Raw genomic sequence first — 15,396 nt, 5'->3', positions numbered from 1 at the left:
GCAACACCAACGAGGAGCAACTCATGGCGGGCAGCAGCCACGGACACACCCCGGCCGCCTGGACCGGTGTCATCATCTCGTTCATCGGCTTCTGCATCGCAGGCGTCTTCATGGTCGCGGCCAACCCGCTCGGCTTCTGGGCCGGTATCGCGGTCATCTTCATCGGTGGGCTCGTCGGTCTCGCGATGAAGGCCGCAGGCCTCGGCATGCCGAAGGAGTCGGCCGAGATGGCCGCAGCCAGGGCGCGGGCCGGACAGGCCCAGGTCTCCTCCTGACCCCGGTCGGACCCATCGTGCGAGGCGCAGCCCGGACCGGGCTGCGCCTTTCCGCGTGACCGGGGACAATCACCGCGTGGACGCCTCTCCTTCTCCCGCCGCCGCACCGGGCCCGCACGGTCACCCGTCCGGGCCGGTCTTTCCGCCCGCGCCGGTGCCCCGGTCGGCCGTCCGACGGCTTGCCACCCCCCTCGGGGTGATGACCGCCGTCGTCGCGGCGTTCGGCTACGTCGGCGCCGTCGACCCCAACCAGCCGGGCCACTACCCGGTCTGCCCGTTGCTCCGGTTCACCGGCCTGTACTGCCCGGGCTGCGGCGGACTGCGCAGCGCCCACGCCGTCGCGCACGGGGATATCGCCGCGGCCTTGGGCTCCAACGCCCTTGCTGTCGTCGGTTACGCGATCTTCGCCGTCGTGTGGCTGGTCTGGATGGTCCGCGCGAGCAGGGGACTGCCCCTTCGGATCAATCTGCCGGCGGTCTACTGGTGGGGGATCGGCGCCGTGCTCCTGATCTTCGCCGTCGTCCGGAATCTGCCGTTCGGATCGATGTTGGCGCCGTGAATGCCCAGGTAGTGGGACATCCGTCAGCCGGATGTGAGTCCGGGGCCCTCCTGCGGATACCATCGAGATGGCTGATCCTGTTCCCTCATCACCGTCCCGGAAGGGGGCCGCTCGCGTGAGTGTGCTCGACGAGATCATCGACGGCGTTCGCGCCGACCTCGCAGAGCGGCAGGCGCGCGTCAGCCTCGACGAGCTCAAGGAGCGCGCGGCGCGCGCTCCGGCGGCCAAGGACGGAGTCGCCGCCCTGCGTGGCGAGGGCGTGACCGTCATCTGCGAGGTCAAGCGCTCCAGCCCCTCCAAGGGGGCCCTGGCCGCGATCGCCGACCCGGCCGCGCTCGCCGCGGACTACGAGGCCGGTGGCGCGTCCGTCATCTCCGTCCTCACCGAGGAACGACGCTTCGGCGGTTCGCTCGCCGACCTGGAAGCCGTTCGCGCCAAGGTCGACATCCCGATCCTGCGCAAGGACTTCATCGTCACCTCCTACCAGCTCTGGGAGGCACGCGCCTACGGCGCCGACCTCGCGCTGCTGATCGTCGCCGCTCTCGACCAAGAGGCACTCGTCTCGCTGATCGAGCGCGCCGAGTCCATCGGTCTGACGCCGCTGGTCGAGGCGCACGACGAGGAGGAGGCGGAGCGTGCCGTGGCCGCCGGAGCGAAGATCATCGGTGTCAACGCGCGCAACCTGAAGGACCTCAAGGTCGACCGCTCGACGTTCGAGCGCGTCGCCCCGGAGATCCCGGCGGCCATCGTCAAGGTCGCCGAGTCCGGCGTCCGAGGCCCGCACGACCTCATCGCCTACGCCAACGCCGGCGCCGACGCCGTGCTCGTCGGCGAGTCCCTGGTCACCGGCCGTGACCCGCGGGCCGCCGTCGCCGACCTGGTCGCCGCGGGCGCCCACCCGGCCCTGCGGCACGGACGGAGCTGACCCGCACCGTGTCCGCCGACCGTCCCGTGTTCCGCACCCGGCCAGGCCTGCGCCTCGCCGGTGTGACGGCTGCCCGGGACCCGCACGCGCCGCTGGCGCGCGGCTGCCGCCCCCGTGGCTGCCGCGCCCCCGCGCGCCGGGTGCACGGCCGGCGTGTGCGGTACGTGATCGGAGACGAGCCCGGTCAGGTCAACGGCATGCGATGGCGCCCGGGGACCGCGCTGTAGCGAGCCCCGGCCACGTACCCGCACCACATCTCTCGTACGTACGACCGCACCGCCCGACCCCCTCGGTCGCGGCGGCGTCTCGCTCACGACGCATACGGTGAACCCACCCGTTGCCATGACGAGGAGCACGTCGGATGTCATCTGACTTCTTCATTCCGGACCCCGAGGGTCTGATCCCCAGCGCCGAGGGCTACTTCGGTGCGTTCGGCGGCAAGTTCATCCCGGAGGCGCTCGTCGCCGCCGTGGACGAGGTCGCCGTCGAGTACGACAAGGCCAAGGCCGACCCGGCCTTCGCCGCCGAGCTCAACGAGCTCATGGTCAACTACACCGGCCGGCCCAGCGCGCTGACCGAGGTGCCGCGCTTCGCCGAGCACGCGGGCGGTGCCCGGATCTTCCTCAAGCGCGAGGACCTCAACCACACCGGCTCGCACAAGATCAACAATGTGCTGGGCCAGGCGCTGCTCACCAAGCGCATGGGCAAGACCCGGGTCATCGCCGAAACCGGTGCCGGCCAGCACGGTGTGGCCACCGCGACGGCTTGTGCCCTCTTCGGTCTCGAATGCACCATCTACATGGGCGAGATCGACACCGAGCGGCAGGCGCTGAACGTGGCGCGGATGCGGATGCTCGGCGCCGAGGTCATCGCCGTGAAGTCCGGCTCCCGCACACTCAAGGACGCCATCAACGAGGCGTTCCGCGACTGGGTCGCCAACGTCGACCGCACGCACTACCTCTTCGGTACGGTCGCGGGCCCGCACCCCTTCCCGGCGATGGTCCGTGACTTCCACCGTGTCATCGGGGTCGAGGCCCGCCGGCAGATCCTGGAGCGGACCGGCCGGCTGCCGGACGCCGCGATCGCCTGTGTCGGCGGCGGCTCCAACGCCATCGGACTGTTCCACGCGTTCATCCCGGACGCGCACGTCCGGCTGATCGGCTGCGAGCCCGCCGGCCACGGCGTGGAGACCGGCGAGCACGCGGCGACCCTGACCGCCGGCGAGCCCGGCATCCTGCACGGCTCGCGCAGCTACGTCCTCCAGGACGACGAGGGCCAGATCACCGAGCCGTACTCCATCTCGGCCGGTCTCGACTACCCGGGCATCGGCCCGGAGCACGCGTACCTCAAGGACATCGGCCGCGGCGAGTACCGCGCGGTCACCGACGCCGCCGCCATGCAGGCGCTGCGCCTGCTCTCCCGTACCGAGGGGATCATCCCGGCCATCGAGAGCGCCCATGCGCTGGCCGGCGCCCTGGAGGTCGGCAAGGAGCTCGGCAAGGACGCGCTGCTCCTGGTCAACCTGTCCGGCCGAGGCGACAAGGACATGGACACGGCAGCCCGTTACTTCGGGCTGTACGACACGGACGCGACCGTCGAGGCGGACGCGGACAACAACGGCGCCGAGATCGAGGGGGACGTCAAGTGAGCGGCAACATCGAGCTGTTGAGCGCCACCCTGGCCGCCGCCAAGGCGGAGGACCGGGCCGCGCTGATCGCCTACCTGCCGGCCGGGTTCCCGTCGGTCGACGGCGGTATCGAGGCGGTCAAGGCCGTCGTCGCCGGTGGCGCCGACGTCGTCGAGGTGGGCCTGCCGCACAGTGACCCGGTGCTCGACGGACCGGTCATCCAGACCGCCGACGACATCGCCCTGCGGGGCGGCGTGAAGATCGCCGACGTGATGCGTACGGTTCGCGAGGCCTACGAGGCGACCGGCGTCCCGATCCTCGTCATGACGTACTGGAACCCCATCGACCGGTACGGCATCGAGCGCTTCACCGCCGAGCTCGCCGAAGCGGGCGGCGCCGGGTGCATCCTGCCCGACCTGCCGGTCCAGGAATCGTCCGTGTGGCGCGAGCACGCCGACAAGCACGGTCTCGCGACCGTCTTCGTCGTCGCGCCGAGCAGCAAGGACGAGCGCCTCGCCACCATCACCGCGGCCGGCTCCGGCTTCGTCTACGCGGCCTCACTGATGGGCGTCACCGGCACCCGTGAATCGGTCGGCGAGCAGGCCCAGGACCTGGTGCGGCGCACCCGTGCCACCACCGGGATCCCGGTCTGCGTCGGTCTGGGCGTCTCCAACGCCGAGCAGGCCGCCGAGGTCGCCGCCTTCGCCGACGGAGTGATCGTCGGCTCGGCCTTCGTCAAGCGGATGCTGGACGCCCCCGACGAGGAGTCCGGACTGGCCGCAGTCCGCTCACTTGCGGGCGAACTGGCCGAAGGTGTTCGAAAGCGCTGAGTTCGGGCGTCGCCCGAACGGGTGGACCTGGGACCGGGGAGGCACGTACGTGCCTCCCCGGTTCGTTGCTGCGGGTGTGAGCGAGAAGAACGAAGAAGGAAAAAGGGCCGCGCGCGACCGGCTCGTGCAGCAGCGTGAGCGGGAGAAGGCGCGCGAGCGCCGCCGGCGCACGCTGATCGTCTCCACCGCCGTGGTGGGTGTGCTGGCGCTGGCCGCCGTCATCGGCGTGATCGCCGCGAATTCGGGTGGCAAGGGCGAGAAGGCGACCGGGGCGGGGCCCGTCGTCGCGCCGTCCGGTGCGACCGGCAAGGACAACCTGGCCATCCCGGTGGGTGCGGGCGATGCCCCGTCCACGCTCACGGTCTGGGAGGACTTCCGCTGCCCGGTCTGCGCGCAGTTCGAGAACGCGTTCCGGGACACGATCCATCAGCTGGAGAGCAGCGGACAGCTGAAGGTCGAGTACCACCTGGCCACGATCATCGACGGCAATCTCGGCGGCAGCGGCTCGCTGGACGCGGCCAATGCGGCGGCCTGCGCGCAGAACGTCGGCAAGTTCTCCGCGTACCACGACGTCCTCTACCGCAACCAGCCGCCGGAGACCGACGACGCCTTCGGCAAGAGCAGCAAGCTGATCGAGCTGGCGGGCAAGGTCGAAGGCCTCGACACCCCCGCATTCCGCAGCTGCGTGGAGGACGGCAGGCACGACACCTGGGTCAAGAAGTCCAACACCGCGTTCCAGAACGGCGGCTTCCAGGGCACGCCGACCGCACTGCTCAACGGCGAATCGATCTTCCCGAAGAAGGGGAACGAACCGATCACCGTGGCCAACCTGAGGAAGTGGGTCACCGAGGCGAACAAGGGGAAGCAGCCGGCGAAGGTCACCCCTTCGCCGACCGGTTCCTGACCCGGACCGGGGCCTGCCAGGGCGGGGATCCGATGACCGGCTCGTTACCCAGACGTTGTCGGGCGGGTTGCCGTACGTCCCGCCCGGCAGGGTAGCGTCGACCTTGCCATGGACCTTGCCTACATTCCCAGCCCGTCGACCGGCGTGATCGATCTCGGACCGATCCCGCTCCGCGGCTACGCGTTCTGCATCATCATCGGTGTGTTTGTCGCCGTCTGGTTCGGCAACAAGCGCTGGATCGCCCGGGGCGGCAGAACCGGCACAGTGGCCGACATCGCCGTCTGGGCCGTGCCCTTCGGCCTCGTCGGAGGCCGGCTCTACCACGTCATCACCGACTACCAGCTGTACTTCAGCGACGGCGAGAACTGGGTCGACGCCTTCAAGATCTGGCAGGGCGGCCTCGGCATCTGGGGTGCGATCGCGCTCGGTGCGGTCGGTGCGTGGATCGGCTGCCGCCGCCGCGGGATCCCGCTGCCCGCCTGGGCCGACGCGCTCGCCCCCGGCATCGCCTTCGCCCAGGCGATCGGCCGCTGGGGCAACTGGTTCAACCAGGAGCTGTACGGCAAGTCGACGGATCTGCCGTGGGCCCTGAAGATCAGCGAAGGCCCCAACCGGGTCGCAGGCACGTACCACCCCACGTTCCTGTACGAGTCGCTGTGGTGCGTGGGCGTCGCGCTGCTGGTGATCTGGGCGGACCGCCGCTTCAAGCTCGGACACGGGCGGGCGTTCGCGCTGTACGTCGCGGCGTACTGCACGGGGCGGGCGTGGATCGAGTACATGCGGGTCGACGAGGCCCACCACATTCTGGGCCTGCGCCTGAACGTGTGGACCGCGGTGATCGTCTTCGTCCTGGCGGTGACCTACATCGTGATCTCGTCGAAGGTGCGGCCGGGGCGCGAGGAGATCGTCGAGCCGGGGGCCACGGAGGCCGCCGAGGGCGTGGAGGCTGCGGACGAGGGCGCCGAGGCTGCGGACGAGGGCGCGCAGGACGCGGACTCGGGCTCGCAGGCCGACAGTGGCGCCGAGCGCGACGACGAGGCTCGGGCGCCGGGGAAGAACGGCACCGCGGAAGCGGCGAAGAACGGCTGACGCCACCCACTCGTACGAGGGGCCCGAACCGGACGGTTCGGGCCCCTCGCCGTTCCCCCACCGGGGAACTCCGCCGCCCCCGCCCCCACCGCTCAACCGCCGGAGGGGCTCGATCGAGTGAATTTCCCCCGCCCCGGTCGCCGCAGGGACCGGGGTCCTCGCCGTCAGCTCACCCGCTCCGCCAGCGCAAGCGTCCGGTGGGCCGCCGCCACTACCGCCGCGTCCACGAAACGGCCGTCCGGCAGTGCCAGTGCGCCTGCCTCCGTGAGGGCTGCCGCCACGATTTCCTGGGCCGAGTCGATCTCCTCCGAAGTGGGCCGGAACGCCCTCTCGATCACCGGTAGCTGCCGGGGGTGGATGGCCGCCCGGCCGATGAACCCCAGCGCGCGGCCGTGCGCGCAGGAGTGCCGCAGGCCGTCCAGGTCCCGTACGTCCGGGAACACCGACTGGGTCGGCGGGGCGAGGCCTGCCGCGCGGGCGGCGACCACCACCCGGCTGCGTGACCAGTCCAGCCCCCGGTCGTCCCGCACCCCCAGATCGGCCCGGAGATCGGCCTCGCCGAGGGCGATCGAGCGGACCTGGGGGTGGGAGGCCGCGACCGTGTACGCGTGCTCGATGCCGAGTGCCGACTCCAGCAGCGGACAGAGCGCCACGCCGGGGGCGAGCGCCGCGATGTGGTGGACGGTCGCGGCATGCGTGATCTTCGGCAGGCGCAGTTCGGCGAGGCCCGGCAGCCCGGCCAGGGCCAGGACGTCGGCCTCTGTGTGGACCCGGACATGGACCGGCACGGCCGTGTCGGCGGCCGGTTCGGTGAGGAGTTCGGCGGTGGCCGACCGGGCGTACTCCTTACGGTCCGGTGCGACCGCGTCCTCCAGGTCGACGATCACCACGTCCGCGCCCGAGTCGCGCGCCTTGCGCACCACGTCCGGCCGGTCCCCGGGAACGTACAGCCACGTCAGATGCACCTCTTCGGCCTCGGTCACAGGACGCCGTCCGCCCGTAGCGCGGCAATGTCCGGTCCTGACAGGCCGAGCCCGGTCAGGATCTCCTCGGTGTCCGCGCCGTGCGGACGGCCCGCCCAGCGGATCGAGCCCGGGGTCCCGGAGAGCCGGAACAGGACGTTCTGCATCCGGAGCGGGCCCAGTTCGGGGTCGGGGACCTCGGCGACGGAGCCCAGGGCCCGGTACTGCGGATCCTCCATCACGTCCCGGATGTCATGGATGGGGGCGATGGCCGCCTCCGCCTTCTCGAACGCGGAGATCGCGTCGTCACGGGTGTGCCGGGCCATCCAGGTGCCGACCGCCTCGTCGAGTTCGTCGGAGTGTTCGGCGCGGGTGGTGCCGGAGGCGAACCACGGCTCGTCGATCAGCTCCGCCCGGCCGACCAGGCGCATCACACGTTCGGCGATGGACTGGGCGGAGGTGGAGACGGCGACCCACTGGCCGTCGGACGTGCGGTACGTGTTGCGCGGGGCGTTGTTGCGCGAGCGGTTGCCGGTGCGCTCCTGGACGTAGCCGAGCTGGTCGTACCAGAGCGGCTGCGGCCCGAGCACGGTGAGGATCGGCTCGATGATCGCCAGGTCGACGACCTGACCCTCCCCGGTGCGGTCCCGCCCGGCCAGCGCCGCCATCACGGCGTACGCGGTGGCGAGTGCCGCGATCGAGTCGGCGAGACCGAAGGGCGGCAGGGTCGGCGGCCCGTCCGGCTCGCCGGTGATCGCGGCGAAACCGCTCATCGCCTCGGCGAGCGTGCCGAAGCCGGGGCGGCTCGCGTACGGGCCGAACTGGCCGAAGCCGGTGACGCGGGTCAGCACCAGCCGCGGGTTGACGGTGTGCAACTCCTCCCAGCCGATGCCCCACCGCTCCAGCGTCCCCGGCCGGAAGTTCTCGATGATCACATCGCTGGAGGCGGCCAGCCGGAGGAGGACGTCGCGCCCGCCAGGCGTGGAGAGGTCGAGGGTGAGATTGCGCTTGTTGCGGCCGAGCAGCTTCCACCACAGGCCGATGCCGTCCTTCGTCGGGCCGTGGCCACGCGACGGGTCGGGCTTGCGCGGATGCTCGACCTTGACCACCTCGGCGCCGAAGTCGCCGAGCATGGTGGCCGCGAGAGGGCCCGCGAAGAGGGTGGCGAGGTCGAGGACCCGCAGGGCGGAGAGGGGTGCTTCCGTGGGCGCGGTCATGCGGCGTCGATCTCACTGCGGTACGGCATGGAGGTCGAGGCGCCGGGCTTCTGCACGCAGAGCGCCGCCGCGATCGACGCCCAGGCCAGGGCCTCCGGTACGGCCCGCCCTTCGCCGAGGGCCACGGCGAGCGCCCCGACGAAGGTGTCCCCGGCGCCGGTGGTGTCGACGGCGGTCACCTCCGGGGCGGAGAAGTGGACCGTTTCGCTGCCCCGGGCCGCGTACAGGCAGCCCTTCGAGCCGAGGGTGATGACGACCTCGGGGACGTGCCGGAGCAGGATCTCGGCCGCCGCGTGGGGTTCGTTCTTCCCGGAGAGCGCGGCTGCCTCGTGCTCATTGGGGACCAGCAGGTCGACGTTGGCCAGGAGCTCGTCCGGCAGGGGTTGTACGGGGGAGGGGGTGAGGATCGTCCGCACCCCCTGGGCGTGGGCCATCCGGGCCCCTTCGACCACGGCCGGCAGGGGCAGTTCCAGCTGGAGGAGCAGCAGATCGGCTTCCCCGATGGCGGCCATCTCGCCGTGGCCGAGCGTGTGGACGGTGCCATTGGCGCCGGGGATCACCACGATGGCGTTGGCGCCCGTGTCGTCGACGACGATGTGCGCCGTGCCGCTGGGGCCCTCGGCGGTGTGCAGCAGATCGGTCTCGACGCCCGCGTGCTCCAGTTCGGCCCGGAGCTGTGCGCCGTACGCGTCGTCGCCGACCGCGCCGATCATCAGCACCTCGCCGCCCGCGCGGGCGGCTGCGACGGCCTGGTTGGCGCCCTTGCCGCCGGGGATGGTGCGGAACTCCCTTCCGGTGACGGTCTCCCCGCGCTCCGGGGCCCGTGCGACGTAGGCGACAAGGTCCATATTGGTGCTGCCGAGCACCGCGATGGCGGTCATGGGCGGAGTGCCTCCTGATAGGTCAGTTCAGCGAGTGCGTCGAAGCCGACCGAGTCGACACCCGGGACGGATGTGGCGAGACGGTTCTTGAGCGGGGTGGTCCACCGGACGGGCAGCGCGTCGGGCCGGCCGGCCAGCAGACCGGCCAGCGAACCGGCGGTCGCACCGTTCGAGTCCGTATCCCAACCGCCGGAGACCGCGCGGCAGATGGAGCCGGAGAAGTCGCCGTCGGCGTGGGTGAGGGCGGCGGCGAGCAGCGCGGCGTTGGGCAGCACATGGACCCAGTGGTAGGCGCCGAACGCGGCGTGCAGCCGGTCGGCGACCGCGTCGAAGTCCGGCTCCCCGCGGGCCGCGTCGATCCCGGTGCGGACCGCGTGCGCGAACCGCGAGCGCGGCGGTACGACGCGCAGCCCGGTCGCGAGACAGCCGTGCACGTCGGTCTCCCCGCCGGCCGCCTCGGCGAGCGCGGCAGCGGTGAACATCGCCCCGTACACGCCGTTGCCGGTGTGCGTGAGGACAGCGTCCCGGTGGGCCTGCTCGGCGGCGGCCGCCGGGTCGCCGGGGTGTGTCCAGCCGTGCACGTCGGCGCGGATCTGGGCGCCGATCCACTCCCGGAACGGATTGCGGTGCCGGGCGGTGTCCGGCGGCTCGATGCCGTCGAGCAGATTGCGGTACGCCACCCGCTCGGCGGTGAAGGTCCGGCCGGCGGGGAGTTCGTCGAGCCAGAGCCGGGCGAGATCGGCAGTGGCGAAGGACGGTCCGTACCGCTGGATCAACAGCAGGGTGAGAAGTGGGTAATTGAGATCGTCGTCCTCCGGCATCCCGTCGATGTTCTCGGCGAGCGAGGTGGCGGCGGAGCGGCGGTTCCAGGGGTATGCGGTGGTCAGCTCGGCGGGCACGCCCCTGGCGGTGAACCAGGTGGTGAGCGGCCAGTTCCCGCTGGCGCGGGCCAGCGCGCGGATCCCCGCGAGAGGCAGTTTCTCGACGGGCTTGCCGAGCAGGCAGCCGGCGGCGCGGCCCAGCCAGGCCGCCTCCAGCCGGGCCTTGCCGACCGTCGGAAGCTCCGCGCGCGGAGCCGGCCAGTGCGGGCAGGCCGCCCGGATCGCGGCCAGATCCGTCGGTTCGTCGACGGCCGAAGCCGAATCGAGCCGCGCGAGTTCGTCGAGCAGCCGCTCGGCGAGCGCGCGGAGTGCGGGCGGCGCGGGGGGCGTCGACGCGCCCGCGCGCTCCGGGGCGGGGGCGCCGCCCGCCGCGTACCAGCGGCGCTCGATGTCCCGCACGTCCCGGCCGTCCTCGGCCGCCTGGCGCAGTTCATGCCCGATCAGATCCTCCGGCTGCACCCAGGTGACCCGCACGGTCACGGTGTACCCGCCAGCATCGCGAACGCAGCCTCGTGCGTACGCCGCCGGGCGCTGTCCCGTACGAAGACCTCGCGGGCGACGTCCGTCAAGGTCCGCGCCGGTGCGTGCAGATCGAGCCGGCTGGCCTCGGCGACCGTTTTCACCCAGGTGGCGGGGATCGCCGCCTCGCCGTGCAGCGCGCCGGCGAGCGCACCGCTCATCGTGGCGATCGAGTCGCAGTCCCGGCCGTAGTTGACCGAGCCGAGCACCGCGTGCCGGTAGTCGCCGTCCGCGACGAGCAGCATCCCGAGGGCGATCGGCAGCTCCTCGACGGCGTGCAGCCGCGACGGGCGGCGGGCGCCGAGGGACGGTGTCCGGTAGTCGGGCCCGACGGTGTCGAAGGGGGCGACGGCGGTACGCAGCGGTGTCAGTGCCGTCTCGAAGTCCCGGTACCGTACGGCCACTTCGCAGACCGCTTCGATGGCGGCCCGGGTCCCGTCCTTGGCGAGCGACAGACAGGCGTCGACGACGGTGGCGGGTGTCGCACCCGGCGCACAGGCGGCGGCGACGGCCGCCGCGAAGACTCCGGCGGCCTCCCTCCCGTACGACGACTGGTGGGCGCCCGCGACATCCAGCGCCTCGGCGTACGCGGCCTGCGGATGGGCGGCGTTGACCAGGCCGACCGGCGCCATGTACATCGCCGCCCCGCAGTTCACGATGTTCCCGGAGCCCGCCTCGCGCGGATCGACATGGCCGTAGTGCAATCGGGCGACGATCCACTTCTCGGCGAGGAAGATCCGCTGCAGCGGCAGCGCCTCGGCCTCCAGCTCCGGGATCCAGCGGGGGGCCGAGATCAGCTCCGGTACGAGATGGTCGGCGACGCAGTACGCGTCGAGATGGTCCCGTACGGTGCCGTACACCCGTACCAGCGCATGGGTCATCAAGGTGTCGTCGGTGACGTGACCGTCGCCCTTGTGGTACGGGGCGATGGGGCGGGCGGTGCGCCAGTCCCCGCCGTCCCACGGGCCCACGATGCCGGTGATCCGGCCGCCGTGGCGCTCGACGATCTGCTCGGGGGGCCGGCCCTCGACCGGCCCGCCGAGCGCGTCGCCGACGGCGGCGCCGACGAGGGCGCCGGAGATCCGGTCATCCAGTCCGAGCGCGGTGGGTGGTTTGTTCTGAATCGGCGTCATGCCGGAATTGTCCACCCGGAGGGGCTGGTTCCGTGTCTGTCAGCAGCCCGGCGAGTTCGATGAGATCGGTGCCCGCGAGACGGGGCAGCGCGCATCCCGCGAGGGTGCGGCAGGCCTCGCGCCAGCCGTCCGGGACGGCGGCGACGCCGCCGAGCGCACCGGTCAGCGCGCCGGCCAGGGCGGGCGCCGAGTCCGCGACCCGTGACAGGCAGGCCGCTGCGGGAACGGCCTGGGCGATCTCGCCGCGGGCCGCCGTGGTCAGTGCCAGGGCGACCGGTACGGTCTCGGCCGCGGCGATCCCGTAGCTGTAGACATGGTCGACGATCTGATGCTCCAGCACGGGTACGAGCGCGAAGGCGCCGGCGGCCTCGCCGACGAAGTCGCGGGCGATCCGGACGGCGTGAGCGGCGTTGCGGGCGATCTCGGTGCCCTCGGGGAGCTGGACGAGCGCGGCGTTCACCGCGGTGTCGACATCGGCTCCGCCCAGCGCCTCGGCGATCGCGGCGGCCATCGCACGGGCGCCGTGCACACCGTCGCCGTCCTGGGTGTATCGGGCATCGAACTCGGCGAGTTCGGCGGCGGCCCAGGGCCGGCCGGGATGGACGACCGCCAGCACGGCAGCCCGTACGCAGGCCGCGTCGTCGAAGTAGTGCGGGTTGTCGTGGCCGGTGGCGGGGGGCCGCAGCCCGGCGGCGAGATTGCCGAGCCCGGCCCGGACCGAGATCCGGGCACGCAGCGGGAGGACCGCCGACTCGACCTCGGGTGCCCGCGCGGCGGCTGCGGCGACCTCGGCGGCCAGTGCGTTCCACGCGACGTCGATGGCGGCCTGCATCCGGCGGTCGGGGGAGAGTCCGTGCAGCGGACCGGCCGTCGAAGCCAGCACGGTCCCGGCGGCGAACGCGGCCCACTCGGCGTCGTCGGAGGGGCCGAGCCGCAGTGGCTCGGGCGGCTGGTTGAGTGCGATGGGCACGGGGAGGGTGGTGGTGGCGTTCTGTTCGGCGAAGGTGTCGAGCTCCCGGGTGAGCCGACGCGTCCATTCAGGCATCCGGGCCGCGCGGTGACGCGCCGCGGGCCACCCGGCGGCATCCCCCGAGGCCAGCCCGAGCAGCAGCCCCTCGATCCGGGCCCGGCGTCCCGGCAGAGGCCGGTTCAGGGGCGCGGTGGAACGGTTCTCCGGGCGGGGCTCGGTGTTCCGCGCGGTAGTCATGACACCACCGCCGCGGGTCCGGCCGCGGCGGACGGCCCCGACGGCCCGGCGGCGGGGCCGTCGGTGGGCCGGGCCGGGGCGGCCGGGGGCCGGGCGCCGGCGGGGGTGCCGCCGGCCTCGCGGGGCCCGCCGGCTGAGCCCGCTGTGCCCGACCCGTTGTCGTTGCCGGTCCCGTTGTCCCGGCCGTCCCCGCAGCTCGCCGCGCCGTCCGGCTCGTCCGTCTCGTCGGGGGTGAGCAACTCCGCGATGTCCAGGACGTGGTGCCCCCGCATCGACGGCAGGCAGCTGCCTCGGACCGGTCCGATCGCCCGCCCCCAGTTCCGGGGGATCGCGGCCACCCCGCCCAGCGCACCCGCCAGCGCGCCCGCCACCGCTGCCGTGGTGTCCGCGTCGCGGCCCATGTTGACCGCCGTCAGCACCGCCGTACGGAAGTCGCCGCGCGCCGCCGCGAACGCGCCGAACGCCAGGCCCACCGCCTCCGGTGCCAGGTCCGTCCACGGATAGCCGCCCACCACCACGGCGGAGCGCACCGCGCGTTCTCTCGTGAGGCGGTCCGGGTGCCTGTGCTGCGCGGCCGTCACCGCCCGCCTCAGCGAGCGCGCGGTCCAGGAATCCATCGGTACGACGGACAGGGCGGCCGCGATCACGGACGTGACCCCCGCTCCCGCCATCGCGGCGGCCACCCCGGCCGCCACAGCCTGGCCGCCGTAGATGCCCTCCCCGTCGTGGCTGACCTGCCCGTCGATCGCGACCAGGCGCGCGGCCTCCGCGGGCCTGCCTGCGGCGAAGACTCCGAATGGGGCCGCGCGCATCGCCAGTCCGTCGCTCCAGGCGTGCCGGTGCTGGGCGGAGATCGGGGCGGCGAGACCCCGGCGCAGGTTCTCCAGGGTGCCGCGCTCGCTGAACCCGGCGCCGCGGAACGGCCCCTCGTCCAGGTCGGCGATCCACAGATGCCAGGCCCGCTCCACATGGGTGACGGTCAGCGCCGAGCCGTGCCGGGCGAGCAGCAGCCCGGAGAAGATCGCGTACTCCGTGTCGTCGGTACCGGCCGGGTCGTCGCTGACGAAGCCTTCGATCCGGCCCCAGCGGCGGCGGATCTCGGAGGGTCGCAGGTTCTCCGCGGGTGCGCCCAGCGCATCGCCCACGGCAAGGCCGAGGAGCGCGCCCCTGGCCCGGTCGGCCCGGCCGGGGCGGCCGGGACCGCCGGCGTGGCTCGCGTCGAGGCGGTGCGCGTCGTTCCGGGCTGCCTCCGCCGTGCCCCCACCCGTGCGCGGTTCTGCCGGATTGCCTGCAATCAACTCCATCGTGTCGACCCTTCGCTCGTACCGAGCCAGTTCTCGTACCTGTCCGATCTGTGCCACGCGGAGCACCGACAGAGGCCGATTAACGCAACAAAAGGGCCACTCGGATGACGGGATCCCCTTCGTAAGGCAGGCCGTACTTACCTGGTCAGGGGGCAGGTAAGTACGGCCTGGCTTGCTGGCGGGGGATGCCTTTCGTGCGTACTTTCGGAGGTGTTGAGCGGGGGCGGGGCGAGCGGACCCGCTGCCGGAGAAGGGGAGAGCTGTGGCCATCATCGAGACCGACGCCGTACTGCACGAGGCGCACCGCGACAACCACACCCACCGTGATGTGAACGGCGGCTGGCTGCGTCCCGCGGTCTTCGGCGCGATGGACGGACTGGTCTCGAACCTGGCGCTGATGACCGGCGTCGCGGGTGGCTCGGTCTCCCAGCAGACGCTCGTGATCACCGGTCTGGCGGGTCTGGCGGCCGGTGCGTTCTCCATGGCGGCCGGCGAATACACCTCCGTGGCCTCGCAGCGCGAGCTCGTCGAGGCCGAACTCAACGTCGAGCGGCGCGAGTTGCGTAAGCACCCGACGGACGAGATGGAAGAGCTCGCCGCGCTCTACGAGTCCCGCGGCGTCGAGCCCGGGCTCGCCCGCGAGGTCGCCCGGCAGCTGTCCCGTGACCCCGAGCAGGCCCTGGAGATACACGCCCGCGAGGAGCTGGGCATCGACCCGGGCGATCTGCCGTCGCCGCTCGTCGCCGCCGTCTCGTCGTTCGGCGCCTTCGCGATGGGCGCGCTGCTGCCGGTACTGCCGTACCTGCTCGGTGCGAGCGCCATGTGGCCTGCGGTGCTGCTCGCGCTGGTCGGCCTCTTCGGCTGCGGGGCGGTGGTGGCGAGGGTGACGGCCCGCAGCTGGTGGTTCAGCGGGCTGCGGCAGCTGGTGCTCGGCGGGGCGGCCGCTGCGATCACGTACGGCCTGGGCACCCTGTTCGGCGTGGCCGTCGGCGGCTGACCGCGACCGCGCCGCCCCGTGCGATCCGCCTGCAGGCAATCTGCCGGCAATCCGTGTGACGTACGTCTTGGGTTCCGCCCCTGGGC

16 protein-coding genes are annotated in these 15,396 nt (G+C 72.6%); 9 read left to right on the top strand and 7 right to left on the bottom strand.

Annotated elements, in window-relative coordinates; all coding sequences use genetic code 11:
• Positions 1-23: 23 nt before the first annotated feature.
• The 8 genes from ACFYP5_RS06535 (at position 24) to lgt (ending at position 6,209) form a co-directional block, all read left to right on the top strand.
• The gene (locus ACFYP5_RS06535; protein ID WP_030972817.1) at positions 24-275 is read left to right on the top strand and encodes an HGxxPAAW family protein; all 252 of its coding nucleotides are present in this window, start codon (positions 24-26) and stop codon (positions 273-275) included.
• 76 nt (positions 276-351) lie between these two features.
• Complete coding sequence (locus ACFYP5_RS06530) at positions 352-834, top strand: DUF2752 domain-containing protein (RefSeq protein ID WP_389031434.1); 483 nt, start codon at positions 352-354, stop codon at positions 832-834.
• A 115-nt stretch (positions 835-949) separates the two neighbouring features.
• Positions 950-1,759: an indole-3-glycerol phosphate synthase TrpC gene (trpC, locus tag ACFYP5_RS06525; RefSeq protein ID WP_389031432.1), complete on the top strand. Its 810-nt coding sequence runs from the start codon at positions 950-952 to the stop codon at positions 1,757-1,759.
• A gap of 26 nt (positions 1,760-1,785) precedes the next feature.
• Positions 1,786-1,986 carry a tryptophan biosynthesis modulator TrpM gene (gene trpM / locus ACFYP5_RS06520; RefSeq protein WP_267008130.1) on the top strand — a complete coding sequence of 67 codons (201 nt, stop codon included), beginning with the start codon at positions 1,786-1,788 and terminating at the stop codon, positions 1,984-1,986.
• Between the two features lie 134 nt (positions 1,987-2,120).
• Positions 2,121-3,407, top strand: a complete 1,287-nt coding sequence (gene trpB / locus ACFYP5_RS06515) for a tryptophan synthase subunit beta (RefSeq protein WP_389031430.1) — start codon at positions 2,121-2,123, stop codon at positions 3,405-3,407.
• Positions 3,404-4,216 carry a tryptophan synthase subunit alpha gene (trpA, locus tag ACFYP5_RS06510; protein WP_389031428.1) on the top strand — a complete coding sequence of 271 codons (813 nt, stop codon included), beginning with the start codon at positions 3,404-3,406 and terminating at the stop codon, positions 4,214-4,216. Before trpB ends, trpA begins: the two co-directional genes overlap by 4 nt.
• Before the next feature lie 76 nt (positions 4,217-4,292).
• Positions 4,293-5,120: a DsbA family protein gene (locus ACFYP5_RS06505; protein WP_389031425.1), complete on the top strand. Its 828-nt coding sequence runs from the start codon at positions 4,293-4,295 to the stop codon at positions 5,118-5,120.
• A gap of 108 nt (positions 5,121-5,228) precedes the next feature.
• Positions 5,229-6,209, top strand: coding sequence for a prolipoprotein diacylglyceryl transferase (lgt, locus tag ACFYP5_RS06500; protein ID WP_389031422.1), 981 nt, complete (start codon positions 5,229-5,231; stop codon positions 6,207-6,209).
• A gap of 164 nt (positions 6,210-6,373) precedes the next feature.
• Here the strand turns inward: lgt and ACFYP5_RS06495 are convergent, their stop codons facing one another.
• The 7 genes from ACFYP5_RS06495 to ACFYP5_RS06465 are packed head-to-tail and all read right to left on the bottom strand — an operon-like array spanning position 6,374 to position 14,313.
• Complete coding sequence (locus tag ACFYP5_RS06495; RefSeq protein WP_389031419.1) at positions 6,374-7,192, bottom strand: HpcH/HpaI aldolase/citrate lyase family protein; 819 nt, start codon at positions 7,190-7,192, stop codon at positions 6,374-6,376.
• A complete protein-coding gene (locus ACFYP5_RS06490; RefSeq protein ID WP_389031417.1) occupies positions 7,189-8,388 on the bottom strand; it encodes a CaiB/BaiF CoA transferase family protein in 1,200 nt (399 codons plus the stop codon). Before ACFYP5_RS06490 ends, ACFYP5_RS06495 begins: the two co-directional genes overlap by 4 nt.
• Positions 8,385-9,269, bottom strand: a complete 885-nt coding sequence (gene rbsK / locus ACFYP5_RS06485) for a ribokinase (RefSeq protein ID WP_389031412.1) — start codon at positions 9,267-9,269, stop codon at positions 8,385-8,387. Before rbsK ends, ACFYP5_RS06490 begins: the two co-directional genes overlap by 4 nt.
• Positions 9,266-10,630, bottom strand: coding sequence for an ADP-ribosylglycohydrolase family protein (locus ACFYP5_RS06480; protein WP_389031409.1), 1,365 nt, complete (start codon positions 10,628-10,630; stop codon positions 9,266-9,268). The genes rbsK and ACFYP5_RS06480 overlap by 4 nt, the downstream gene beginning before the upstream one ends.
• On the bottom strand, positions 10,627-11,802 hold the full coding sequence (locus tag ACFYP5_RS06475) for an ADP-ribosylglycohydrolase family protein (protein WP_389031406.1): 1,176 nt from the start codon (positions 11,800-11,802) through the stop codon (positions 10,627-10,629). The genes ACFYP5_RS06480 and ACFYP5_RS06475 overlap by 4 nt, the downstream gene beginning before the upstream one ends.
• Positions 11,756-13,009, bottom strand: coding sequence for an ADP-ribosylglycohydrolase family protein (locus tag ACFYP5_RS06470; RefSeq protein WP_389031403.1), 1,254 nt, complete (start codon positions 13,007-13,009; stop codon positions 11,756-11,758). The genes ACFYP5_RS06475 and ACFYP5_RS06470 overlap by 47 nt, the downstream gene beginning before the upstream one ends.
• On the bottom strand, positions 13,006-14,313 hold the full coding sequence (locus ACFYP5_RS06465; protein ID WP_389031400.1) for an ADP-ribosylglycohydrolase family protein: 1,308 nt from the start codon (positions 14,311-14,313) through the stop codon (positions 13,006-13,008). Before ACFYP5_RS06465 ends, ACFYP5_RS06470 begins: the two co-directional genes overlap by 4 nt.
• 262 nt (positions 14,314-14,575) lie before the next feature.
• Here ACFYP5_RS06465 and ACFYP5_RS06460 point away from each other — a divergent pair, with 262 nt between their 5' ends.
• A complete protein-coding gene (locus ACFYP5_RS06460) occupies positions 14,576-15,310 on the top strand; it encodes a VIT1/CCC1 transporter family protein (protein WP_389031397.1) in 735 nt (244 codons plus the stop codon).
• Positions 15,311-15,396 lie beyond the last annotated feature (86 nt).

This window comes from Streptomyces sp. NPDC005262, assembly GCF_042872425.1.
GTDB lineage: Bacteria > Actinomycetota > Actinomycetes > Streptomycetales > Streptomycetaceae > Streptomyces.
The sequence above is the reverse complement of the archived record's forward strand: the minus strand, read 5'-3'. Positions and strand labels throughout refer to the sequence as shown.